Origin of the sequence: Phaeobacter italicus (genome assembly GCF_001258055.1) — a bacterium.
In the GTDB taxonomy this organism is placed as follows: Bacteria; Pseudomonadota; Alphaproteobacteria; order Rhodobacterales; family Rhodobacteraceae; genus Phaeobacter; species Phaeobacter italicus.
Window position 1 is genome coordinate 14764 of the sequence record NZ_CVRM01000006.1, and the last position, 22898, is coordinate 37661.

At 61.1% G+C, this 22898-nt stretch carries 21 protein-coding genes and 1 riboswitch; of the genes, 14 read left to right on the forward strand and 7 right to left on the reverse strand.

Annotated elements, in window-relative coordinates:
- Window positions 1-173 precede the first annotated feature (173 nt).
- Entirely contained in the window at window positions 174-962 is a 789-nt protein-coding gene (gene rpiA, locus NIT7645_RS02320) for a ribose-5-phosphate isomerase RpiA (protein WP_008560702.1), read from the forward strand.
- Between the two features lie 41 nt (window positions 963-1003).
- On the opposite strand, the gene NIT7645_RS02325 is transcribed toward rpiA, so the two are convergent.
- Window positions 1004-1429 carry a PACE efflux transporter gene (locus NIT7645_RS02325; RefSeq protein WP_008559325.1) on the reverse strand — a complete coding sequence of 142 codons (426 nt, stop codon included), beginning with the start codon at window positions 1427-1429 and terminating at the stop codon, window positions 1004-1006.
- 305 nt (window positions 1430-1734) lie between these two features.
- On the opposite strand from NIT7645_RS02325, the gene gor reads away from it, so the two are divergent.
- The 3 genes from gor (at window position 1735) to hflC (ending at window position 5210) form a co-directional block, all read left to right on the forward strand.
- Window positions 1735-3090, forward strand: a complete 1356-nt coding sequence (gor, locus tag NIT7645_RS02330; RefSeq protein WP_008560829.1) for a glutathione-disulfide reductase — start codon at window positions 1735-1737, stop codon at window positions 3088-3090.
- A gap of 69 nt (window positions 3091-3159) precedes the next feature.
- On the forward strand, window positions 3160-4326 hold the full coding sequence (hflK, locus tag NIT7645_RS02335; protein WP_008561643.1) for an FtsH protease activity modulator HflK: 1167 nt from the start codon (window positions 3160-3162) through the stop codon (window positions 4324-4326).
- Complete coding sequence (gene hflC, locus NIT7645_RS02340; RefSeq protein WP_008559516.1) at window positions 4326-5210, forward strand: protease modulator HflC; 885 nt, start codon at window positions 4326-4328, stop codon at window positions 5208-5210. Before hflK ends, hflC begins: the two co-directional genes overlap by 1 nt.
- Before the next feature lie 97 nt (window positions 5211-5307).
- Here hflC and NIT7645_RS19435 read toward each other — a convergent pair whose 3' ends face one another.
- The gene (locus tag NIT7645_RS19435) at window positions 5308-5496 is read right to left on the reverse strand and encodes a hypothetical protein (RefSeq protein ID WP_131724140.1); all 189 of its coding nucleotides are present in this window, start codon (window positions 5494-5496) and stop codon (window positions 5308-5310) included.
- Between the two features lie 174 nt (window positions 5497-5670).
- Between NIT7645_RS19435 and NIT7645_RS02345 the strand changes: the two genes are divergently transcribed.
- Window positions 5671-7095 carry a Do family serine endopeptidase gene (locus tag NIT7645_RS02345; RefSeq protein WP_242656163.1) on the forward strand — a complete coding sequence of 475 codons (1425 nt, stop codon included), beginning with the start codon at window positions 5671-5673 and terminating at the stop codon, window positions 7093-7095.
- Between the two features lie 619 nt (window positions 7096-7714).
- Here NIT7645_RS02345 and NIT7645_RS02350 read toward each other — a convergent pair.
- Together NIT7645_RS02350 and NIT7645_RS02355 are read right to left on the reverse strand one after the other, a co-directional pair.
- Window positions 7715-8404, reverse strand: coding sequence for a Crp/Fnr family transcriptional regulator (locus tag NIT7645_RS02350; RefSeq protein WP_008558718.1), 690 nt, complete (start codon window positions 8402-8404; stop codon window positions 7715-7717).
- A gap of 1 nt (window position 8405) precedes the next feature.
- A complete protein-coding gene (locus tag NIT7645_RS02355; RefSeq protein WP_008561481.1) occupies window positions 8406-8957 on the reverse strand; it encodes a peptidoglycan-binding domain-containing protein in 552 nt (183 codons plus the stop codon).
- 180 nt (window positions 8958-9137) lie between these two features.
- Between NIT7645_RS02355 and NIT7645_RS02360 the strand changes: the two genes are divergently transcribed.
- The 3 genes from NIT7645_RS02360 (at window position 9138) to NIT7645_RS02370 (ending at window position 12296) form a co-directional block, all read left to right on the forward strand.
- Window positions 9138-9461, forward strand: a complete 324-nt coding sequence (locus tag NIT7645_RS02360) for a 2Fe-2S iron-sulfur cluster-binding protein (protein ID WP_008559980.1) — start codon at window positions 9138-9140, stop codon at window positions 9459-9461.
- Window positions 9461-10339, forward strand: coding sequence for an FG-GAP repeat domain-containing protein (locus NIT7645_RS02365; RefSeq protein WP_008560463.1), 879 nt, complete (start codon window positions 9461-9463; stop codon window positions 10337-10339). The genes NIT7645_RS02360 and NIT7645_RS02365 overlap by 1 nt, the downstream gene beginning before the upstream one ends.
- A gap of 184 nt (window positions 10340-10523) precedes the next feature.
- Window positions 10524-12296 carry a DUF1217 domain-containing protein gene (locus NIT7645_RS02370; protein WP_008563037.1) on the forward strand — a complete coding sequence of 591 codons (1773 nt, stop codon included), beginning with the start codon at window positions 10524-10526 and terminating at the stop codon, window positions 12294-12296.
- A gap of 363 nt (window positions 12297-12659) precedes the next feature.
- On the opposite strand, the gene NIT7645_RS02375 is transcribed toward NIT7645_RS02370, so the two are convergent.
- Both NIT7645_RS02375 and purD read right to left on the reverse strand, forming a co-directional pair.
- Window positions 12660-13541 carry a bestrophin family protein gene (locus tag NIT7645_RS02375; protein ID WP_008562668.1) on the reverse strand — a complete coding sequence of 294 codons (882 nt, stop codon included), beginning with the start codon at window positions 13539-13541 and terminating at the stop codon, window positions 12660-12662.
- Between the two features lie 445 nt (window positions 13542-13986).
- Window positions 13987-15252, reverse strand: a complete 1266-nt coding sequence (purD, locus tag NIT7645_RS02380) for a phosphoribosylamine--glycine ligase (RefSeq protein WP_008562349.1) — start codon at window positions 15250-15252, stop codon at window positions 13987-13989.
- Between the two features lie 143 nt (window positions 15253-15395).
- Between purD and xseA the strand changes: the two genes are divergently transcribed.
- On the forward strand, window positions 15396-16961 hold the full coding sequence (gene xseA, locus NIT7645_RS02385; protein ID WP_008559004.1) for an exodeoxyribonuclease VII large subunit: 1566 nt from the start codon (window positions 15396-15398) through the stop codon (window positions 16959-16961).
- Between the two features lie 53 nt (window positions 16962-17014).
- Here xseA and NIT7645_RS02390 read toward each other — a convergent pair whose 3' ends face one another.
- Window positions 17015-17425, reverse strand: a complete 411-nt coding sequence (locus NIT7645_RS02390) for a hypothetical protein (RefSeq protein WP_008562353.1) — start codon at window positions 17423-17425, stop codon at window positions 17015-17017.
- Window positions 17426-17565: 140 nt separating this feature from the next.
- On the opposite strand from NIT7645_RS02390, the gene NIT7645_RS02395 reads away from it, so the two are divergent.
- From NIT7645_RS02395 to metZ, 5 genes are all read left to right on the forward strand, one after another.
- A complete protein-coding gene (locus tag NIT7645_RS02395) occupies window positions 17566-18243 on the forward strand; it encodes a lysoplasmalogenase (protein ID WP_008562854.1) in 678 nt (225 codons plus the stop codon).
- 90 nt (window positions 18244-18333) lie between these two features.
- Window positions 18334-19590, forward strand: a complete 1257-nt coding sequence (ftsY, locus tag NIT7645_RS02400) for a signal recognition particle-docking protein FtsY (protein ID WP_050686006.1) — start codon at window positions 18334-18336, stop codon at window positions 19588-19590.
- 121 nt (window positions 19591-19711) lie between these two features.
- Window positions 19712-20614, forward strand: coding sequence for an EamA family transporter (locus NIT7645_RS02405; RefSeq protein ID WP_008558740.1), 903 nt, complete (start codon window positions 19712-19714; stop codon window positions 20612-20614).
- Between the two features lie 123 nt (window positions 20615-20737).
- On the forward strand, window positions 20738-21349 hold the full coding sequence (locus NIT7645_RS02410; protein ID WP_050673771.1) for an inner membrane-spanning protein YciB: 612 nt from the start codon (window positions 20738-20740) through the stop codon (window positions 21347-21349).
- A 174-nt stretch (window positions 21350-21523) separates the two neighbouring features.
- A riboswitch (SAM riboswitch) is annotated at window positions 21524-21602 on the forward strand.
- A 60-nt stretch (window positions 21603-21662) separates the two neighbouring features.
- The gene (metZ, locus tag NIT7645_RS02415; protein ID WP_008559693.1) at window positions 21663-22853 is read left to right on the forward strand and encodes an O-succinylhomoserine sulfhydrylase; all 1191 of its coding nucleotides are present in this window, start codon (window positions 21663-21665) and stop codon (window positions 22851-22853) included.
- The last annotated feature ends 45 nt before the right edge of the window (window positions 22854-22898 follow it).

Sequence of the window (22898 nt, forward strand, 5' to 3'; positions counted from 1 at the left end):
GGCTGTGCGACAGAAGCGGCGAGGCGGAGGGGAAAGTTCGTCGCCGCGGCGCAAATCTGGCGCAAAAGCCCTGAACCTGCAGGTGCTTGCGCTGTTCCATCTCGCACGATGCACCGAAGTGGCCTATAGGTAAGCCAAGGGAGCCCATGCCCATCTATCCACGGAGACCTGCCATGACCGGAGAGCTGTCGCCCATCGACAAGGCCAAATTTGTCGCTGCCAAACGTGCGGCGGAAATGGTTGAGGATGGTATGCGGGTTGGCCTGGGGACCGGATCAACGGCCGCCTGGCTGGTGCGGTGCCTGGGGGAGATGGTGCGCAGCGAAGGTCTGCGTATCAAGGGGGTGCCGACCTCGACCCGGACGGCAGAGCTGGCGCGCGAGGTCGGGATTGATATCATCTCTCTGGATGAAGCCAAATGGCTGGATCTGACCATTGATGGTGCTGACGAATTTGACGGGGATCTGAACCTCATCAAGGGTGGTGGCGGTGCGTTGTTGCAGGAAAAGATTGTCGCCACCGCCTCGGACCGGATGGTGGTCATTGCCGACAAGGCCAAGGAAGTCGAAACCCTTGGGGCGTTTCCGCTGCCGGTCGAGGTGATCCCCTTTGGCTGGCAGACCACGCAGGCGCTGGTGGAAGAGACGCTGGTTGCGATGAATGTGATGGGGCGCAAGACCACGCTGCGCATGAATGGCGATGCCGCCTTTGTGACGGATGAGGGCAACCACATCCTTGATCTGCACCTCAATCGCATCGGCAACGCCCGCCAATTGGCGCTGGTGATGAACCAGATCCCCGGCGTGGTCGAAAATGGCCTGTTCATCGATATCTGCGATACCGTTGTGGTGGGCTATGGTGATGGCAAGGTCGAAGTGCGCGACATCAACGAGGGCACGATTGAAACTGACCGGCTGGAGTTCATGGAAAGCGACAATCTGTTTGCAGATCTTGGCGACTGAGCCGCCGCGCCTCGACGCTGCGCACTCAATGCATCCCGACCTTAACTCTCTTGCCATTCAGGCAGCGGAAACAGCCGGTCATAAGCCCAGTTAAAGACCAGCGCGTAAACCATGTAGAAGGCCGCAAAAGAGATATCGAGCACAAAGGCCTGCCAGAGGGTGATCTGCAGATACCAGGCAAAGAACGGCATCAGGACCACCAGAAGGCCCGCCTCGAACAGGATGGCGTGCAGGACGCGAACGGGCGGCGATTTCTGGGTAGACCCGCTGATCCGGCGCATGACGCGATCAAACAGCTCGTTATAGGCATAGTTCCAGACCGTGGCGAGGGTCGCCGCCACAATGGTGGCCACGCCGATTGCTTCAACCGGCATGTGAAACAGCCAGGCACCAAGGGGAATGATCAACAGCAGGGCCAGAATCTCAAAGCTGAGGGCGTGGCGGATACGGTCGAGGGGGGATCTCATGACGACCTTTCGATTTTTTCTGCGGGTCGTCCCGATAAAAGATCACATGACCGGGTCGTCCCGATCACGGGCAGACCGGCGCGGTCTGCGGGCCACAAGATGACGCCGGGGCGGGCGGCTTTCAAGAGGGATGTAGGTGTAAAAGCGTAAGGATGGGGCTGAGAAATTTTCACGCGACCTTCACGGTTTCGCGATTAAACCACTCCAAACCATTTGAAACCTCGTCAGAACACCCCACCTGCGAGACTGGCAATTCGCATCGCGCTGTGGGATACCTCGCGCAAGACATAAGAAGGGCGACGGAAATGAGCTTTGATTACGATCTCTTTGTCATCGGTGGCGGCTCCGGTGGGGTACGGGCAGCACGTGTGGCGGCCGCAGGCGGCGCCAAGGTCGCCCTCGCAGAGGAAGACCGCTATGGCGGCACCTGTGTGATCCGGGGCTGTGTGCCCAAGAAACTGATGGTGTTTGCTTCTGAGTATGCCTCTGTGGTTGAGGACGCCCAGGCCTATGGCTGGGACATCACTGCGGGTGATTTCAACTGGGATGCCTTCAAGGGCAAGCTGCACAACGAGCTGGACCGGCTGGAAGGGATCTATCGCAATCTGCTGAAGAACTCTGGTGTGGAGAGCTTTGACCAGCGCGCCAAGCTGGCCGATGAACACACCGTCGAGCTGGCAGATGGCACCAAGAAGACCGCAAAGCACATTCTGGTGGCGACGGGTGGCTGGCCGTCGATGCCTGATATCAAGGGGGCGGAGCTTGGGATCTCTTCGAACGAGATTTTCCATCTCGACAAGTTGCCGGAAAATATCCTGATCGTCGGTGGCGGCTATATCGCCTGCGAATTCGCGGGGATCATGAACGGGCTTGGCGTCAAAACCACGCAATATTACCGCGGCGCGCAAATCCTGCGCGGCTTTGACGATGAGGCGCGGGGCCTGGTGTCCGAAGAAATGTGTCAGGCAGGCATCGATCTGCACCTTGGCACCAATGTCCTGGAGATGCGCAAGGAAGGCGACAAGATCTGGGTCAAGGCGACAAACGGCGACGAGACCCTGTTCGATCAGGTGCTGTTTGCCACTGGCCGCAACCCGAATGCGGACAACCTTGGCCTTGAGGCGCTGGGCATCGAGCGGGACCGGGCAGGGGCCATTGTGGTGGATGACTACAGCCAGACGGCCGTGCCCTCGGTTTATGCGATCGGCGACGTGACCAACCGGGTGAACCTGACGCCCGTGGCGATCCGTGAGGGCATGGCGTTTGTCGAAACGGTGTTCAACGGCAATCCGACCAGCCCCGACCACGACCTGATCCCGACTGCGATTTTCACGCAGCCGGAGATGGGCACCGTGGGGCTGAGCGAAGAAGACGCCGCCGAGCAGGAAGCGATCGAGGTTTACGCAACCTCCTTCAAGCCGATGCAGCAGTCCTTTGCCGGTCGTGCGCAGCGGGTTCTGATGAAGCTGATCGTCTCCAAGGAAACACGCAAGGTGCTGGGCTGTCACATTGTCGCGCCGGGCGCGGGTGAAATGATCCAGCTTGCGGGGATCGCCGTAAAAATGGGCGCAACCAAAGAAGATTTCGACCGGACAGTGGCGGTTCACCCCACCATGTCGGAAGAATTGGTGACGATGAAGACCCCTGTGCGGACGGCTTGATTTTTCAAGAAGAAACCACAGGTACATAACACGAGCCGCGATGGGCGGCGACTAAGGGATTGGAGACATATGGCGGGCAACAATGGTGGCCCCTGGGGGGGCGGAGGCTCTTCTGGCGGTTCTGGCAACAGAGGCAACAATCAGGGCGGTGGGGATGACAACCGCGGTGGCGGCGGACGTCGCCCCGAAGATCCCCAGATCCCCGAGATCGACGAGCTGGTCAAAAAAGGTCAGGAACAGCTGCGCGTTCTGATGGGCGGTCGTAGTGGTGGTGGCAACTCCGGTGGCGGCCGTGGCGGCAACTCTGGTGGGGGTGGCCCCATGTTCACCAAGGGCACTGTTGCGCTTGGTGCGCTCGCGGCAGCGGCGTTCTGGGCCTACATGAGCTTTTACTCGGTCAAGACGGAATCCCGTTCTGTCGAATTGTTCCTCGGTGAATATTCACAGACCGGCCAGCCGGGTCTGAACTTTGCGCCCTGGCCGTTTGTCACCTACGAGGTGATCCCGGTTCTGGTGGAACAGACCGAAAATATCGGTGCTGGTGGTCGTGGCTCTGACGCGGGTCTGATGCTGACCGGGGATGAAAACATCATTGATGTGGACTTCCAGGTGGTCTGGAACATCAATGATCCGGCGAAGTTCCTGTTCAACCTGCGTGATGCGCGCACGACCATTGCGGCTGTGTCCGAATCCGCCATGCGCGAGATCATCGCCCAGTCTGAACTGGCGCCGATCCTCAACCGTGACCGGGGTGTGATCAGCGACCGCCTGAAGGAACTGATTCAGTCCACTCTGGACAGCTACGACAGCGGCGTGAACATTGTGCGGGTCAACTTTGATGGAGCGGATCCGCCGGATCCGGTCAAGGATGCCTTCCGCGAGGTCCAGTCTGCTGGTCAGGAACGCGACCGCCTTGAGAAACAGGCCGACGCCTACGCGAACCGCAAACTGGCTGCGGCACGCGGTCAGGCAGCCCAGACCCTGGAAGAAGCCGAAGCCTACCGCGCCCAGGTTGTGAACCAGGCGCAGGGTGAGGCGTCTCGCTTTACTGCCGTTCTGGAAGAATATCAGAAGGCACCCGAAGTGACCCGCAAGCGTCTGTATCTGGAGACGATGGAAGAGGTTCTGGGCCGCGTCGACAAGATCATCCTTGATGATACTGCCGGTGGCGAAGGTGGTCAGGGCGTCGTTCCTTATCTGCCGCTCAATGAACTGCGTCGGACGGAGAACCAGTGATGAACAAATCGACATTTATTCTGCCGGTCATTGTTGTCGCTTTGATCGCGGCGCTGTCTGCGGTGTTCATCGTGGACGAACGCGAAAAGGCGCTGGTGCTGCGCTTTGGTCGGGTTGTGGACGTCAAAGAAGACCCGGGTCTCGCCTTTAAGATGCCGATCATCGACGATGTGGTGCGCTATGACGACCGTATCCTCAGCCTTGAGGTCGGCCCGCTGGAGGTCACCCCGCTGGATGACCGCCGTCTGGTGGTCGATGCGTTCTCGCGTTACCGGATCGCTGATGTCCAGCGCTTCCGCGAAGCGGTCGGCGTGGGCGGTGTGTCCGCTGCGGAAACCCGTCTGGACAACATCATGCGCGACCAGACCCGTGAGGTTCTGGGTACCGTGAGCTCGAATGACATCCTGTCGTCCGATCGTGCGGCGCTGATGCTGCGGATCCGCAACGGCGCCATCGCAGAGGCGCGCTCTCTCGGGCTTGAGGTGATCGACGTGCGTTTGAAACGGACCGACCTGCCGCAGGCCAACCTTGAGGCGACCTTTGCGCGGATGCGCGCAGAGCGGGAGCGGGAAGCAGCAGACGAGATCGCCCGCGGTGAAGAGGCCGCGCAGCGTGTGCGTGCGCAGGCGGACCGGACCGAGGTCGAGCTGGTATCTGATGCGGAACGTGAAGCCGAGGTCATCCGAGGTGAGGCCGACGCTGAGCGCAACGGCATCTTTGCCCGCGCGTATGGCGCCGATCCGGAGTTCTTTGACTTCTATCGCAGCCTGAACGCCTATGCGAAATCGCTTCAGGGGGGCAATTCCTCTCTGGTGCTGTCGCCGGACAGCGAGTTCTTCAACTACCTGAAGTCCTCGGACGGTGCGGCGCGCAGCGGTCAGTAAGACTGGCAACAGGCGGTCATCAGACCTGACCTTTCGTCAGGCAGACAATACAAGCAGGGGCTGGCCAATGGCTGGCCCCTTTTTCGTGACCGTGGGGTCAGGCCCCGAAACCGGGATTTCCACCTGCAAGTTCAATGGCTAAGCCCGTCGCGTTGGCAAGGGTTTGCTCATCCCACAGTGAATAGTTCCGCAAAGGAAGCTCACTGGGTTTCACTTCAATTTGAATACGTGCAACATTCATTGTGAGGTTTTTTTGGAACACTACATTAACGGCCATAGCCGACATGGTGCGACCCCACTCCGGAAGAGCAGGAAGACAGAGCTCCGGTCCAGGTGATCCCCATGCGGCATGGTCATAATGCGACAACTAAGGAGTAGTTTCGTGCAGCCACAGGTTACATCCAATTCCATCACGAGCGGAGCCCTGCGCCCACTGGCGCTTTTGGGTTCGGCGCGCGTGATGCTGCTGGCAGGGCTCGCCATGATGATGGTGCTGGCGCAGGTTGCCATTGCACAGGCGCGTCCCGATAGTCTTGCGCCACTTGCTGACAAGGTCAGCCCCGCCGTGGTCAATATCACCACAACCACCGTCGTCGAGGGCCGCGCAGGGCCGCAGGGCATCGTGCCCGAAGGATCCCCGTTCGAGGATTTCTTTCGTGAATTCCAGGATCGCAACGGTCAGGGCAACCGTCCGCGCCGTTCCTCTGCGCTGGGGTCCGGTTTTGTGATCTCCGAAGATGGCTATATCGTCACCAACAACCACGTGATCGAAGAAGCCGATGAAATCGAGATCGAGTTCTTTCCGGGCGATGGCCAGCCTGCGCAGCCGCTGCCTGCAAAGGTCGTGGGTACTGATCCCAACACCGATATCGCACTGCTGAAAGTTGACGCGCCGATGCCGCTCAGCTTTGTGAAATTCGGCGACAGCGACATTGCCCGTGTTGGTGACTGGGTGGTGGCCATGGGCAACCCGCTGGGTCAGGGCTTCTCTGTTTCGGCGGGGATCGTGTCTGCGCGCAACCGCGAATTGTCGGGTTCTTACGATGACTACATCCAGACCGATGCCGCGATCAACCGGGGCAACTCTGGCGGACCGCTGTTCAACATGGATGGCGAGGTGATCGGCGTGAACACTGCAATCCTGTCGCCCAATGGTGGCTCCATCGGTATCGGTTTTTCGATGGCATCCAATGTCGTGACCAAGGTGGTCGATCAACTGCGTGAGTACGGTGAAACCCGTCGCGGCTGGCTCGGCGTGCGCATTCAGGACGTCACCAGTGATGTTGCCGAAGCCATGGGCATGGACAGCGCCAAGGGTGCGCTGGTGACTGATGTGCCGGAGGGCCCGGCCAAGGACGCAGGTCTGTTGGCTGGCGATGTGATCCTGTCCTTTGACGGCGCTGACGTCGAAGACACACGGGGTCTCGTGCGTCAGGTTGGCAACACCGAGGTGGGCAAGGCCGTGCGCGTCGTGGTCTACCGCGAGGGCAAGACCGAGACCCTGCGTGTGACCCTGGGGCGCCGTGAAGATGCGCAGCGTCAGGCCGGAGCCGACACCGGTAGCGAGATCGCACCGGACACCCGCGAGAAGGAGCTGCTGGGTCTGACGGTGAGCCGTCTGAGCGATGATCAGCGCAGCGAGCTGAACGTGCCGGAGGGCACCGATGGTTTGGTCATCACCGGCGTTGATGAAACATCCGAAGCCTTTGAAAAAGGGCTGCGTGCGGGCGATATCATCACCGAAGCAGGCCAGCAGAAGCTGTCCACCATTGCAGAGCTGGAAGACCGCATCAGCGAAGCCAAGGAGGCAGGCCGCAAATCGCTGCTCCTGTTGGTGCGCCGGGCGGGTGAGCCACGTTTTGTGGCCCTGAACCTGGCAGAGTAAACCAGCCCAAGGGCATTCGGGGGCAAACCCCATTCATGACACGACAAAAGGGCCGGGCGGCAATGCCTGGCCCTTTTGCGTCGGGGCCTGTGCCGGTCAGGGGCCCAAGTGCCCCCAGCCTTTGATCCTGCGGAATACGGCTATCACGCAGGCAGGATGCGGCCCGGCAGGTCTGGCTGGTGTCCTGCGGATCGCCTCCGGGCACCTGACGGCTGCCCCGAAACCCTGCGCCAGCTGCGGCAACCCGCATTTGGCGAAACTCGTCGGTCTGTTTTGGTCTGTTTGCGGCTGCTGTCTGGGATGCAGCCCCCCCGGCCAAGTCCAAGCGTGCTCTCCCGGCGACGGTCAGTCGGATGCCAGGCGCGTTTGTCTGTGGCGTCTGGCCGATCTGTTTGGCTGTCGTCCCCCATATGAGCCATGTGCCGGGACACAAGTGGCACATGGCTCTAGATGGGACAGGCAACCGTTGGGATGGAACGGATAACGGCGCCTGTGTGGACATTCGCCCATCAGGTGCCTTTGGGTCTGTGACCCAGTTCACAAAGGGTGCATTTTTTTGCCGGGGGCAGGCATGGAGGGGATGGCCCCCGTTTCTGCACACCATTTCAGTACATCTGTGTCAGCCGATATCGGGGTCGGCCAACAGCATCAGCGCCTTGCGGTCCAGAATGGTCAGGCTGCCGCGTCCGATATCGATCACATCGCTGCGTTTCCATTGCGAGAGCGTCTTGGAGACCGCCTCGCGGGTGGCGCCGACGAACTCGGCCAGTTCAGTCTGCGACAGGCTGAGGCGGCCATCTCCGCCATCGGGGGTGAGGTAAAGCAGTTTGCGCGCCAGCCGGACGGGCATCGGCAGGAACACCTGTTCCGACAGCTGAGTGTTCATCCAGCGCATGCGCTGACCCGCCAGGCGCAGGAGATCCCCCGCCAGATCAGGATGGGCCGCCAGCTGGCTGAGAACGTCACGGTTGCGCAGGCGGCGCAGGCGACTTGGTTCAAGCGCAGTGGCCGTCGCGGTGCGGGGGCCGGGATCAAACAGGGCAATCTCGCCAAAGACCGCGCCCGCCCGCATGATATCAAGGGACAGTTTGCGCCCGGCGGAGGAGAGCGTGGAAAATTCCACCGCGCCGCTTACGATGGCATAAAGCGCATCGCCGTCGTCGCCCTGATCAAACAGGATATCGCCAGCCTGCAGCAGCACTTCGCTGGCCTCGCTGTCGAGGATCTCAAGCAGGCGTTCCGAGGCACCGGAGAGAAACCCGCGGTTCGGCAGCAGCCACTTGCGCCGCTTGGGCGCGCTGAGTGTCATGTCAGAGCTCAACAGCAATCAATCCCAGTTTGCGGGCGCTCAGCAATGACAATTCGTCATTTGCAAACCCGTCGAGTTCCTGAAAACGGCGTACCGCTGCGCGGGTGGGGGCATCCATCGTGGCGGTGATCTGCCCGTCATAGAGCCCGCGCACCGCCAGTGCCCGTTGCAGGGAACCGATGAAATAGGGGCTCATCTGATCGGGGCAGGGGGTTTCAAACCAGCTTTCGCGCCGCTCTTCGACGATGCTTTGGCGGGTTTCACGGCGAAACCGCGCGGGCCGTTCGATCGTGCCATCAGGGGCGACGCGGGCAGGATGCGTCATGACCTGAACAGTGACCGTTTCGATCACGGCGGGGCTTGTGTGGGTGGACCAGCAGGTGCCGGGTGGGGCGTCTGCGGGGCTTTGCGGTGGCTGGGTTTCTGCGCGGCCGACCTGCGCACCGAGCGTGCCGGTGGTGCCCGCACAGCCCGCAAGCGCGCCCATCAATAGGCCCGACAGCGCACAGCCGACCAGCAGCCGGTGCCCATGTCTGCGCAGGTTGTCCGCCATGCCGTGTGTCCCGTGGCCCTGTGTTGCGTTGTTCCACCGAAACTATCCCAGATCCGCGCGCGGGCAAAGACCCTGATGCAGCCGCCACATCACAGTGCCAGAGAGGCAAATTCGCACTGGCGCGGCGGTGGCGGGTTGGCTACAAAATCGGACGCGTAGCGAAAAAGGATACAGCTGACGATGGCAAAGATCACTTATGTCGAGCACAACGGCACCGAGCATGTGGTGGACGTGGCAAACGGGCTGACCGTGATGGAAGGCGCCCGTGACAACAATATTCCGGGCATCGAGGCCGACTGCGGCGGTGCCTGCGCCTGTTCGACGTGCCATGTCTATGTCGATGCGGCCTGGGTCGAGAAGCTGCCCGCCAAGGACGACATGGAAGAGGACATGCTGGACTTTGCCTATGAGCCCGACCCTGCGCGCTCGCGGCTGACCTGTCAGGTCAAGGTGACCGACGATCTGGATGGTCTGGTTGTCCATATGCCGGAAAAACAGATCTGATGGTCGGGCCGTGCCCTGCGCAAGGCGAAAGCGCTGCGCGGGCGCGGCGTCTGCCGTCGGATGGTGGGCGAGCGGCCCTGCGCCGCGCGGAGCGAACCGCCCGCCCGGTTGATGGGCAGATCTGTCTGACATGGATGAAGGCGGCTGCTATGGCGGCCGCTTTCGTGTTTGTGCCCTCATTGGGGGGCAAGGGGGCTGTGGCAGAGGTGCTGCCGCAGCTGACCGAGGCGCGGTATGACGCGCCCACCCGTCATTATCCGCATGCTGTCCTGGGCGATGATGTCGAATATTCCGCGCTGGTCCTGCGCGACAGTGCTGGGACCCGTTACCGCGTTGAACTGCCGGCAGACGGGCCGGTGTTTGAGGATCTGCAACCGCGGCTGTGGGATGTGACCGGGGATGGCCGGGCAGAGGTTGTGGTGGTGGAAAGCCACCCGACGCGGGGCGCGCGCCTTGTGGTCTATGGTCTGACGCAAACCGGGCTGCGCGAAATCGCCGCCACGCCCAATATCGGCACCCGCTTTCGCTGGCTGGCGCCAATCGGGGCTGCGGATATGGATGGCGATGGCCATGTTGAAATCGCCTATATCGATCGTCCGCATCTGGCACGGCTGCTGCGGGTGTGGCGCTACAGCGCGGGCGAGTTGACGGAGGTCGCCCAGACCAGCGGGTTGACCAACCACCGGATTGGTGAGGATTTCATCACGTCGGGCCTGCGCGATTGTGGTGACGGGGTCGAGATCATCACGCTCAACCCCGGCTGGAACCGGATCATTGCGACCCGACTGGTTTCCGATGGGTTGCAGACCCGCGATCTTGGCGTGTTTCGGGCTGACCTCGGCCTGGGGGATGTGCTGAGCTGCACCGACCCGCGGTGATTGCTGACCAGCCCGCACTGCAGGGCTGCGTGTATCGCTAAATTTGCAGGCATTTTGTTACCTGTTTCTTGGGAAGTGGGCCCGTCTGTTTGAGGTTTGTTCACCACTTTCGCCGTACCGTCTTGCAACAGACAACTTTCCGAACCGCAGCGGCGGATCTCGTTTGCAAGCAGGAGACAGGCGCGTGACCTTTTCACCCTATGTTCTGGGAACCGGCATTGCCGGCTGGAATTTTCTGGATCGCACCCGGACCCAGCAGCAGCAGATTTTTGAGAAGTCTCCGATACTTGACCGTGCTGTTCAGGATTTCACCAACAAGATCGACAGCATTCAGACCGCAGATCAGCTGTTGGATGACTACAATGTCCTGCAGGTTGCCCTAGGGGCGTTTGGTCTGGAAGAAGACATCGCCAACCGCGCCTTTATCAAACAGGTGCTGGAATCGGATCTGAGCGATCCACGTTCTTTTGCAAACCGATTGAACGACAACCGCTACCTTGGCCTGGCGCAGACGTTCGGTTTTGGCAGCGAGGATGGCCCGCAACTGCCCAGTGCAAGCGCGGAAAAGCCCTATGTCAACGTGGCGAGCCCCGAAGACCTGCTGTCGAACAAGACGCTCCTTAATCAGGCGCTCGATGATTTCGGCCTGCAGCGGTATGCGGGGAATGAGTTCTTTTTGCAAAAGGTGCTGGAATCCGATCTCTCGGACGACAATTCCTTTGTGAACAGGCTCAGCGATACCCGGCTTGCCGATTTTGCCAGCCAGTTCAAATTCAACGCGCCGCCGGAATACACAAGCAGCATGGATGCCATGCTGGGGGAGTTCACGGCCATGAACGATGGCGCGGGGCCTGCCAACGCGGATGAGCTGCTTGGCAATGAAACCCTGCTGAATGCGGTGATCGAGACATTCGATCTGGAATACACCAACCCCATCTTCCTCAAGCGGATGCTGGAAGCGGACCCCTATGACGAAAACTCTGCTGTGCGGCAGCAGGAGGATCCGCGCGTTCTGGCCATGTCGCGGGCATTCGGCTTTGGCATGCCGGATATCAACAGTTTTTCCAGCCCGGACGAGCTGTTTGCGCGCCCTGAATTGCTGGAGGAGGTGTTGGACCAGTTCAACAACAGCAATCCGGGAGAGGATTTTCTGCGCCAGGTTCTGGAATCGGATCTTTCGGATCCGAATTCTTTCGTGAACCAGCCCGGCAACCTTGCGTTTTTCGATCTGGCAGAGGCCTATCAGACCGAATGGACGCCACCGCCCAGCAAGGTAAAGGTTCTGGCAGACGAGGTGGGCACGAAACTGTCCGGCTATGAGAACCCGCGGCAGTTTGTTTTCGACTTTGATGCCTTTGAGGCGGGGCTGGATGTGTTCAACATGAATGAGCGACAGCTGGATTTCAGCTTCATGCTCAAGGTGTTCGAATCGGATCTGTCCTCCGAAACCTCATATGCCAATCTCTACCGCGATCCGAATGTTCAGGCGATGGCGAATGCTTTTGCCTTCAACCCCGGCGGCAATGATCGCACCTATCCGCCCGGTTTTGCCGAAGAGATTGCCGATCTTTATACCGACCGGAACTTTGAAATCGCCATCGGTGAAAGCGACCCCAATATGCGGCTTGCGCTCGCGCTTGAGCGGGAGCTGCAGTCCATCGCGGATGCCGGAGGCAGCGAGGATGCCCATTGGTATGGGATCATTGGCTCGCCGCCGCTGAAGACGGTGTTTGAATCCGCATTGGGCCTGCCATCGAGCTTTGGCCAGCTGGATGTGGATCGACAGGTCAACGAGATGAAAGACCGGGCTTTTGCGTCCTTCGGGACGACCCATCCTGCGGACCTGCTGAAGCCGGACAAGCTGGAGGAGTTCCGCAACCGTTTCCTGTTGCTGAGCGAACTGAATTCCGACACCGCATCGGCGGGCTTCTCTGACCCGATCTTTGCGTTGTTCTGATCCTGTTGCCACCGCGCCAGAGCTGCGCTGAGATATACTTCAGGGCAATCAGGCGCGCAGCCGTGGTCTTGGCAGGCTGACCGGCCTTTTGCGGCGCATGGCAAAAGCCTGCGGTAAGCCCCGGCGCGCCGTGGGTGCGGTTTTGCTCAGGCGGGGGCACGGAGAGGCAGGGGCTGGCAGACGGTGCATGGCAGCCAGAGCATGACAGGCGGGGCATCGCAGGCGGGGTGACGCCAACAGGCTATCTTCGGGATAGCTCCCTTGGTCTAACCGGCACGGTTGGCCCGGCTGGCACGGTTGGCCCGGCTGGCATGTTGGCAGGGTTGGCCCGGTTGGTACGGCGGCAAGAAATGCCGGGCAGGCTCAGGACAGGAAATAGTCGACAGGCTGAAGCGGTGGGGGCACCTCTTGCCCGAGGCGGGGCGCAAGCGTCCGCTCCACGGTTCGGCAGATCGCATCCAGTGGCAGGCCGTTCACGGTTTCCCCAAAGGGTGTCGACAGCTCTTCTGTCACTTCGGCCAGGCCAAAAAACACATAGGCCACGATGCCCACGAATACCGGGGTCAGCCAACCCGCGCCATCAATCAGCGCAAAGGGCAGAAGCAGGCAGTAAAGATAGGTCGTGCGAAACACCAACAGCGAATAGACATAGGGGAGCGGAGTGGTCGCGATCCGCTCGCAGCCGGCCTGGGCCAGAGCCATGCTTGCAATGCGTTCCCCCAGCGCCTTGCGGCCAAACCCGTCATCTGCGGCGCGGCCGACTTCCACGGTCAGGCGGTCCAGCGCAGCGCAGGGCGGATGCGGGGCGGTTGCGAAATCCTCTCCCGCCCAGAACAGGACGGCAGAACGGTCATCTTGGCGGCGCAGATTGATCCGGTGCAGATGCAGAAAACCCAAGGCGAGCCGCAGGATGCGGTGGCGGGCCTCGCTGCTGCTGACAAACAGATCGCAATCGCGGCTGAGCCCGCGCATGTCGGCCACCAGCTGCCCCCAAAGCTTGCGCCCTTCCCACCAGCGATCATAGGCGGCATTGTTGCGAAACCCCAGAAACAGCGAAAGAGCGATGCCGAAAACCGCGAAGGGTGCGGCGTTGGTATGGGGCAGGCGCAGAACCTCGCTATCGATCCACAGGATCAACGCAGAGAGGGCCGAAAGACCGATGATGCGCGGCAAGATCCGGGGCAGAACGGAGCCGCGCACCGCAAACATCAACTGCATCAATCCGGGTTTGTCGCGCAGGATCATCAGGTCACGGGCTCCGTCAGGGTTTTGGGAACGGTCTGGTCAATTGGTCCGGTTCAGTGCTGTCTTGTCCAAATCGAGACGCTTGGGGGGCTTGGGTTATGGTGCCCCTGATATCTTTCAATACCTAGCCTGCCGAAACCGTCGCCACTTCGCAGAAAGCGGCAGGACAGAGGCATTCCCGCCAGCTGCCCTGGTTTTCCGGAAAACCATGATCTGCGTCAGGACCGCCGGGTTCTTGGCGGGTCACTGCCGGGCCTCGAACCGGGATCAACACCCGATCCCTCAACACGGTGCGCTGGTGAAGAGTGGGGCGCAAGGTCGGATGGGATGGTTGGGCAAGGGGGAGGCCTGCAACGAAAAACCGGGCGCATCGCGCCCGGCCACGCCCAACTGTGTGGGGCAATCTTTGATTGGTCCGAAACAGGCGGGAGAGCCTGTCTTTTGGTTACTTCAGCGCGCGCCAGCCGATGTCGCGGCGGAAAAAGCCCTGTGGCCAGTCAACGCCGTCCACCATCGCATAGGCGCGATCGCGGGCCTCTTGCAGGGTGTCGCCACGGGCGGTCACATTCAGCACCCGGCCGCCAACCGCCAGAACCTTGCCGTCTTCGGCCTTGGTGCCCGCGTGAAAGACCATGTTGCTGCTGTCCTCAGGCAGGGTGTCTAAGCCTTTGATCTCGCTGCCTTTTTCATAAGATCCCGGATAGCCTGCGGCGGCCATGACAACAGTGATGGCATGATCATCGGCCCAGTTTACCTGCGCCTCACCCAGACGGCCTTCGGCTGCGGCCTGCATCAGGTCCAGCGCCTGCGCGCCGAGGCGCATCATCAGAACCTGGCATTCGGGATCGCCAAAGCGGACGTTGTATTCCACCAGTCGTGGCTGGCCGTCCTTGATCATCAGGCCCGCATAAAGGACCCCCTGATAGGGCATGCCGCGCTCTGCCATCACCTTCATGGTGGGTTTGACGATTTCTTCCATTGCGCGCGCTTCGATCTCGGCGCTCAGGACCGGGGCGGGGGAATAGGCGCCCATGCCGCCTGTGTTCGGGCCGGTGTCGCCTTCGCCGACGCGCTTGTGATCCTGGGCAGACCCAATCGCCAGCACGTTTTCGCCGTCGACCAGCACAAACAAGGACGCTTCTTCGCCTTCCATGAACTCTTCGATCACCACCTCGGCGCCGGCCCCGCCAAAGGCGCCGCCGAACATGTCGTCGATGGCGTCGATGGCTTCGGCTTCGCTCATCGCGATAATGACGCCTTTACCTGCGGCGAGCCCGTCAGCCTTGACCACTGTTGGCGCGCCGTGCTGACGCACATGTGCCTTGGCGGCTTCGGCGTCGGTGAAATGGCCATACGCTGCGGTTGGCGCATTGGCCGCATCGCAAATTTCCTTGGTGAAGCTTTTGGAGGCTTCAAGTTTCGCAGCCGCCTCGGAGGGGCCGAAAACCAGCAACCCAGCCTCGCGCAGCCTGTCTGCAACCCCGGCCGCCAGCGGGGCTTCTGGCCCGATGATCACGAAATCGATGGCGTTTTCCTCGGCGAAATTGGCCACCGCACCACCGTCTTCGATGTCAAAGGCGGCGCAATCCGCGATCTGGGCGATGCCTGCGTTGCCTGGTGCCACGATCAGCTTGTCGCATTTTGGGTTTTGCATCACCGCCCAGGCCAGAGCATGTTCGCGCCCGCCGCTGCCAAGGATGAGGATGTTCATTTGCGTCTTCTCCGATCTGCCTGAGCCCGTGGCCTCCCACCGCGCGGCGGGGCTTGCCTTGCTTGCAGCGGGTTCTATGCTGCGCGGACCTTCAAAACAAGAACTCAGTACGCGCCCCGGCGCCGCAGGAGAGCAGCCCCAGTATGTCAGACCTGTTTGATGATCCCGCCCCATCCGACCGGCCCGGCCAGAACGCCCCCGAATTCACGGTTTCGGAGATCTCTGGCGAGGTAAAGCGGACGCTGGAAGGGACGTTTGGCCGCATCCGTGTCAAAGGCGAGGTTGGCCGTGTCTTCAAGGCCCGGTCCGGGCATCTTTATTATGACATCAAGGATGATCGCTCGGTCCTGGCCTGTACGACCTGGAAGGGCCAGATCAGCAGCCTGTCGGTGGTGCCCGAAGAGGGGCTGGAGGTGGTTGTAACCGGTCGGCTGACCGCCTTTGGCGGGCAGTCCAAATACAACATGAACGTGGACGAGGTGGCGGTTGCGGGGCAGGGCGCGCTGATGGCGCTCTTGGAAAAACGCAAGAAACAGCTGGAGTCAGAGGGTCTCTTTGCGCCAGAGCGTAAGAAACCGCTGCCCTATCTGCCGCAGATCATTGGTGTTGTCACTTCGCCATCGGGGGCGGTGATCCGGGATATTCTGCACCGGCTGCGCGACCGATTTCCGCGCAAGGTGCTGGTGTGGCCCGTCGCAGTGCAGGGGGCGAACTGCGCCGCGGAAGTGGCGCGTGCAATTGATGGCTTTAACCAGCTCACACCGGGAGGGGCGCTACCGCGTCCCGATCTGATCATCGTGGCGCGCGGCGGTGGCTCAATCGAAGATCTCTGGGGCTTTAACGAAGAAATCGTGGCACGGGCCGCAGCAGGCAGCCAGATCCCGCTGATTTCTGCGGTGGGCCACGAGACGGACACCACGCTGATCGATTTTGTCTCTGACAGGCGGGCGCCCACGCCGACGGCGGCGGCAGAATTGGCCGTTCCTGTGCGACTGGAGCTGCTGGGCTGGGTGGAACAGCAGGGGGCGCGGTTGACGCGCGGGGCTGGCCAGGCGGTGCAAATCCGACGCCAGCGGCTGAACGACCTGTCCCGCGCCCTGCCCAAACCCGATACCTTGCTGGAAACCCCGCGCCAGCGGCTGGACCAGGTGTCCTATCGCCTTCCGGATGCATTGATCCGGGGTGTCGACCGGCGCCGCCTCAAGCTGAGCGAAGCCGCCGCCTCGCTGCGCCCGGCCACCTTGCGCCAGCTTGTGCAGGGGCGTCGGGATGGATTGAAAAACCTGTCTTCCCGGCTCAGCCTGCGCCCGATTGAGCGCGAAGTCGCCCGTCAGGGTGACAGGTTGACCCAACTCGCGCAGCGAATGAACGCATTGCAGAGCCAACGCCTGCAGCAGGCGCGCCGGGGGCTGGATGCCACTGGCAGGCAGTTGGAGATCCTGAGTTATAAAGCCACGCTTGATCGAGGATATGCGGTTGTGCGTCATGGCAGCGACGTGGTGACACGGGCCGCCGGGGCCAGGGGGGCGGATCATCTGCGGATCGAGTTTGCCGATGGCGAGATCGCCGTTCACCCGGACGGCTCTGACGCAGGTGCAAAAACCGTTCAGCAGAGCACCGCGCAAACGTCTGCACCGTCCAAACCTGCCGCGCGCAAGCCAAAGGCGGATCCGGGTCAGGATGATGGCGGGCAGGGGACGCTGTTCTAGGGTCAGGATGCAGTGATTGGGGAAGGTCCGGCGCGGCGGCTGAGAGGCAGCTCTTAGACGCCGACCTCCGGCCCCAGGCAGATCATTTCCTCTTCGACCTCATCGGCCTCGTACAGTTGGGTTTCCTCTGGGTCGCCTTCAAACTGTGCAACCAATCCGCCCTGATCCAGGGTGAAGACCCAGCATTGGGGCGAGCCGATGGTGTCATAGACGAAACAGATCTGATCCCCCTTGGGATACCATTCGCCGTCCTGGCACCTGCCATCCAGAAAAGACCAGATCACACGTCGGCCGGGCAGATACCGCTCAACCCCGTAGGCAACACCATCAAAGCCGTAAAACAGCGTGCGCCCTTGGGTGTAGCGGTCAAATTCCTCGGCACCGAGCGGTGCAGCCTTTGCGTCAGGGCCCATCAACAGGCCCAGAGACAGCGGGAACAAGAGAATCAGTTGCAGGTGTCGCATGGGTCAACTGTGCCAGAGCGGCGCCATTCTGGCCAATTTTGTGCCCTTGTGAGCCGCGGCCCTTTGCGTCGCGTCACCTTTGACCGCGGACATCTACAGGGTCAGGGTGATGTCGTCGGGCAAGTAAGGGACTGAACATCATGGCATTTGACGGGTTTGGGGCGCTTTCGGGTGGGGCGGGGGTGTCCCTTGCGGTGGCGGCCGTGTTTGCGGTGATTTACCTGCCGATGGCGGCGGGGGCCGCTGGTCCTTTCCGCAGTCTCAGTAAAACGCTCTCGGTGGCCTTTCTGGCCCTTGCGGCCGCCCTTGCCGGTGCGCCCTGGCTGTTGGTGCTGGCGCTTGGGCTATGTGCGGCGGGGGATTTTTGCCTGTCACAGGAGGGCGAGACGAGCTTCATGGCCGGTGTCGGGGCCTTTGCTGCGGGGCATCTGGCCTATGTGGCCCTGTTTTTGAGCATTGGCGAAAGTGATCCAACGCGCTTGATCAGCGGTGCCGGACCTGCATTTGTTGCGGGTTTTGCCGTTGTCGGCCTGTTCATGGCCTGGCTTCTTGCACCGCGTGCTGGTGATCTGAAGGTGGCGGTGCTTGCTTATGTGCCGATCATCCTTGCAATGGGGGTGGCGGCGTTGACGCTGCCGCCGGTGGCAGGCCTTGCGCTGGTGCTGCCGGCTGCGCTTGCCTTCATGGCGTCTGACATCACGCTTGCCTTTGAAACCTTCGTGCTGGCAGAGGATCATCCGGCGAGGCGTGCCACGCCCTATGCGGTCTGGCCGCTTTATTGGGGGGCGCAGGCGGCGTTTTTGCTGGCATTTTCCTGACGTGATCTGCGCGTGGTCCTTTGCACTTGCCCCAAAAGGGGATTAGGTGTCCGCAGGTAAAGACCAAGACATCTGAATGCGGAGACCGAGATGGCGTTTTTCTCAAAACTGAAGGATCGGCTGTTCAAGTCGTCAGCCAAGCTTGAGAAGGGGCTGGACGCCATTGTCGAGGAAGGCGCGGAGGCTGCTGTCTCTCAGCCGGATGTGTCGCCGGAACCGGCCCCTGTTGAAACTCCTGTCGAGACTCCTGTCGAAGCCCCGGTTGCACCGCCCGTCGAAGTCCCTGCCGAGACCCCGAAGGAAACCCCAGCCGAAGCGCCCAGCGAAGTGCCGACAGCGCCTGCGCAGGGGGACAAGGTTCAGCCTGCGCCCGTCCGGACGGAGCCGGTGGCAAAACCGATGCCAAAGCCCAGCCTGACCCCGGTTCCAACACCCAAACCAGAGCCGGTTGAGACCCCCAAGGCGGGCCTGCTGGGGCGTCTGATCGGACGGGGCAAGGCAGAAGAGCCGCGCCGCGTGCTGGATGATGAGATGCTCGAACAGCTTGAGGATCTGCTGGTCGGGGCGGATATGGGCGTGGATACCGCTTTGCGTGTGACCGCCAATATGGCTGAGGGACGCTATGGCAAGCGTCTGTCCGCGCGCGAGATCAAGGAACTCCTTGCTGGTGAGGTGGCCCGCATCATGGAGCCAGTCGCCCGCCCGATGCCAATCTACGAAAAAAGCCCGCAGGTGGTTCTGGTGGTTGGGGTCAACGGCTCGGGCAAGACCACCACGATCGGCAAGCTGGCCAGCCAGTTCAAGGCGGCCGGCAAGAAGGTGGTGATTGCGGCAGGTGACACATTCCGTGCCGCTGCGGTGGAACAGCTGCAGGTCTGGGGCGATCGTGCAGGCGTTCCTGTTCTGACAGCGCCAGAAGGGTCTGACCCCGCAAGCCTTGCGTTTGATGCCATGACCCGCGCACAAGAGGACGGTGCGGATCTGTTGATGATCGACACCGCTGGACGCCTGCAGAACCGCGCTGATCTGATGGAAGAGCTGGCCAAGATCGTGCGCGTGATCCGCAAAAAGGATGAAACCGCGCCGCATAATACCCTGTTGGTGCTGGATGCGACGACCGGTCAGAATGCGCTCAACCAGGTTGAAACCTTCCAAAAGCTCGCGGATGTTTCCGGTCTGGTGATGACCAAACTGGACGGAACGGCCAAGGGCGGCGTCTTGGTTGCGCTGGCCGATAAGTTCGGCCTGCCGATCCACGCCATCGGCGTCGGCGAGCAGATTGATGATCTGGCGCCCTTTGATCCAGAGGAATTCGCCGCAGCCCTGACAGGGCTGGAGGGCTCCTGAGCCGGGCCCTATTGGGTCCGACTGTGCCATGACCCAGATCCAGGGGTCTTCGTGATGGCTGAAGATACCCCGTGGGGCAACACAGCCCCGTCGGATCCGTGTTTTTGTAAAGGTATTTGACGTGAGCGATTGGCTGATCTCGCTTGAAGGCACTGAGGCGGGGCATCATGTTGCGCTGGGGCTGGCGCTGATGGCGGCGCTTCTTCACGCGTTGTTTGGGGCGCTGCAAAAAGGGCGTTATGATCCCTGGCTGTCGCGGGGCGCGATTGATTTCTCCTATGGGATGATGGCGATGCCGGTGGCGCTTTTTGTTGTGCCCTGGCCCGAACCCCATATGTGGCCGATTTTTGCGGGTGTCTGGGTGATCCATGTCCTGTACAAGATCTTGCAGGGGCTGGCCTACAGTCGGGGCAGCTATACGGTGGTTTATCCTGTGGTGCGCGGCACGGGGCCGTTGTTTACCGTGTTGGGCGCATCCGTCCTGTTTGACGAGCGTTTCACGGCAGTGCAGTGGCTTGGTGTTGCGGTGCTTCTTGCGGGGATCTTTGGTCTCGCGCTCTATAATTTCCGCAATCTGACCCACAATCGCGAAACCCTGACCAGCGCGCTGGCGCTGGCTGTGGCGACGGGCGTGTTTGTGGCGCTCTACACCACCTATGACGCCTACGGTATCCGTGCGACGGCCGATCCGTTCACCTTTCTGGCGTGGTTCTTCTTTATCGACGGGCTGGCGATGCCCCCTTATGCCTATCTGCGCTGGCGGGCGATGTCGCCGCGGCCTGACCCCAAGCCGCTGATGGCGAAGGGGCTCCTGGGCGGGGTGATCGCCTTTGGCTCTTTTGGTGCGGTGATGCTGGCGACCCGGCTCGACAAGGTGGGTGAGGCGGCTGTCTTGCGGGAGACATCCACGGTGTTTGCCGCGCTCATTGGCTGGTTGGTGCTGAAGGAGACTGTCGGTCCACGTCGCATCGCGCTGATGGCTTTGATCGCGCTAGGCGCCGTGATAGTGGAGATGGGCGGATGATCTGCCCGGACATCACCATCGTATGATACGCAGACAGGTTGAAGACATTGGTCTGGCAACCCAGATTTCGCAGAACGAAGCGCGCCCGCCTATGATCCGCGGGCGCAACAGGCAGGAGATCCCATGGCGGGCAAACCCATCAACCCAACCCTGAAACTGGTGCTGGAATACGGCCCGCTTGTTGCGTTTTTCGCAGGCTACCTGCTGCTGCGTGACGAGGTGTTTCTGATTGGGGGCAGCGAGTATGACGGTTTCATCGTGGTGACTGCCGGGTTCATTCCGATCATGATCGCCTCTACCCTCGCGCTGTGGCGGCTGACCGGGCATATTTCCAAGATGCAGGTGGGCACGCTTGTGATCGTGGTGCTGTTTGGTGGTCTTTCGGTTTGGTTCAACGATGAACGCTTCTTCAAGATGAAGCCGACGATCCTCTATGTGCTTTTGGGGGCGGCCTTGGCGATCGGCCTGATGCGGGGGCAGAGCTACCTCAAGGTGATGATTGACGAGCTGATGCCGCTGCAGGACGCGGGTTGGATGATCCTGACCCGGCGCCTGTGCTATTTCTTCTTTGCGCTCGCGGTCACAAATGAGCTGATCTGGCGCACGCAGAGCACGGACACCTGGGTCTATTTCAAGACCTTTGGGCTGTCGCTTGCGATGTTTGCGTTTTTCATGACCCAGGCCCGCGTGTTCCAGGCCTACGCGCTGCCGGATGCGGACGAAGACGAGGGCTGATCGCCCCAAAGGACCGTGAGCGTTCGGCAAACAGATGGGGTGGGCTGTCACAAATGGCATCTCTGGTGACGCCTCGCGCCCGGTGTTGACGCGGACGTGATGAATTTGAACAGCGCAGCCCCTGCTGTGAGGGTTGCTGGGCTTGACCCAAGGGCTGATTGGGCGTATCCGGCAGACATTGATCGTGGCGATTTGTTACCGGATTGCGGGCCACGTTAAATAATCCCGCTAAAGAGGTCAGGATGTGAAGGACCCCCTTTCGCTTGGCCGAACGGGGGTTTTTTGATGCGCGGATGGCGCAAGGAGTGATGAGATGAGCGAGAGCTGGAACAAACGCACCAAACTGGTTCACGGCGGCACCCGCCGCAGCCAGTACAACGAAGTCAGCGAAGCAATCTTTCTGACGCAGGGCTTTGTCTACGAAAACGCCGAACAGGCCGAGGCACGGTTTATCGAAACCGGCGAGGATGAATTCATCTATGCCCGCTATGGCAACCCAACCGTTGCCATGTTCGAAGAGCGGATCGCAGCGCTTGAGGGGGCAGAAGATGCTTTTGCCACGGCGTCCGGCATGGCGGCGGTCAACGGCGCGCTTACCTCGATGCTGAAGGCGGGCGATCATGTTGTTTCCGCCAAGGCGCTGTTTGGCTCCTGTCTTTACATCCTCGAAAACATCCTGACCCGCTTTGGGGTCGAGGTGACGTTTGTGGACGGCACCGATCTTGACGCCTGGCGCGCGGCGATGCGCCCGGACACCAAGGCTGTGTTTTTCGAATCCATGTCGAACCCTACGCTTGAGGTGATCGACATCAAAGCCGTGGCAGAGATTGCCCATTCGGTCGGCGCGACCGTTGTGGTGGATAATGTGTTCTCAACACCCGTCTTCTCTGACGCGATCGCGCAGGGGGCCGATGTCGTGGTCTATTCCGCGACCAAGCACATTGACGGGCAGGGTCGTGTTCTGGGCGGCGTCATCCTTGGGACACGCGATTTTATCCGCGGGACTGTCGAACCCTACATGAAGCACACCGGCGGTAGCCTCAGCCCGTTTAGCGCCTGGACCTTGTTGAAGGGGTTGGAGACCATCACACTGCGGGTGAATGCACAGGCCGAGAGCGCACTGCAGATCGCCGAAGCACTGAACGGTCACCCGGCGCTGGAGCGCACGATCTATCCCGGTCTGGCAGACCACGCCCAAAACGCCCTTGTCCAAAGCCAGCTTGGCGGCAAGGGGGGCACTGTTTTGTCTCTGGATCTCAAGGGCGGCAAGGAGGCTGCGTTCACCTTCCTCAATGCACTGACCATTCCGGTGATTTCCAACAACCTTGGTGATGCGAAATCCATCGCAACCCATCCGGCGACCACCACGCACCAGCGGCTTTCCGACGTGCAGAAGGATGATCTGGGCATCACACCGGGTCTGGTGCGGTTCTCTGTCGGTCTGGAAGATACGCAGGACCTGATCGCGGATCTGACGCAGGCCCTTGCTGCGGCGTCCGCCTGAAAACGGCCCAGTCGGGGGTGCGGGCTTGCCGCGGCCCCGATTGGC

Coding starts and splice junctions, on each gene's coding strand:
- xseA (WP_008559004.1), top strand. CDS start 15,396: ATGTCAGACCTGTTTGATGATCCCGCCCCATCCGACCGGCCCGGCCAG.
- NIT7645_RS02390 (WP_008562353.1), bottom strand. CDS start 17,425: ATGCGACACCTGCAACTGATTCTCTTGTTCCCGCTGTCTCTGGGCCTG.
- NIT7645_RS02345 (WP_242656163.1), top strand. CDS start 5,671: ATGCTGCTGGCAGGGCTCGCCATGATGATGGTGCTGGCGCAGGTTGCC.
- NIT7645_RS02325 (WP_008559325.1), bottom strand. CDS start 1,429: ATGAGATCCCCCCTCGACCGTATCCGCCACGCCCTCAGCTTTGAGATT.
- rpiA (WP_008560702.1), top strand. CDS start 174: ATGACCGGAGAGCTGTCGCCCATCGACAAGGCCAAATTTGTCGCTGCC.
- NIT7645_RS02410 (WP_050673771.1), top strand. CDS start 20,738: ATGGCGGGCAAACCCATCAACCCAACCCTGAAACTGGTGCTGGAATAC.
- NIT7645_RS02355 (WP_008561481.1), bottom strand. CDS start 8,957: ATGGCGGACAACCTGCGCAGACATGGGCACCGGCTGCTGGTCGGCTGT.
- NIT7645_RS02375 (WP_008562668.1), bottom strand. CDS start 13,541: ATGATCCTGCGCGACAAACCCGGATTGATGCAGTTGATGTTTGCGGTG.
- gor (WP_008560829.1), top strand. CDS start 1,735: ATGAGCTTTGATTACGATCTCTTTGTCATCGGTGGCGGCTCCGGTGGG.
- hflK (WP_008561643.1), top strand. CDS start 3,160: ATGGCGGGCAACAATGGTGGCCCCTGGGGGGGCGGAGGCTCTTCTGGC.
- NIT7645_RS02365 (WP_008560463.1), top strand. CDS start 9,461: ATGGTCGGGCCGTGCCCTGCGCAAGGCGAAAGCGCTGCGCGGGCGCGG.
- NIT7645_RS02395 (WP_008562854.1), top strand. CDS start 17,566: ATGGCATTTGACGGGTTTGGGGCGCTTTCGGGTGGGGCGGGGGTGTCC.
- NIT7645_RS02360 (WP_008559980.1), top strand. CDS start 9,138: ATGGCAAAGATCACTTATGTCGAGCACAACGGCACCGAGCATGTGGTG.
- metZ (WP_008559693.1), top strand. CDS start 21,663: ATGAGCGAGAGCTGGAACAAACGCACCAAACTGGTTCACGGCGGCACC.
- NIT7645_RS02350 (WP_008558718.1), bottom strand. CDS start 8,404: ATGACACTCAGCGCGCCCAAGCGGCGCAAGTGGCTGCTGCCGAACCGC.
- NIT7645_RS19435 (WP_131724140.1), bottom strand. CDS start 5,496: ATGTCGGCTATGGCCGTTAATGTAGTGTTCCAAAAAAACCTCACAATG.
- hflC (WP_008559516.1), top strand. CDS start 4,326: ATGAACAAATCGACATTTATTCTGCCGGTCATTGTTGTCGCTTTGATC.
- purD (WP_008562349.1), bottom strand. CDS start 15,252: ATGAACATCCTCATCCTTGGCAGCGGCGGGCGCGAACATGCTCTGGCC.
- ftsY (WP_050686006.1), top strand. CDS start 18,334: ATGGCGTTTTTCTCAAAACTGAAGGATCGGCTGTTCAAGTCGTCAGCC.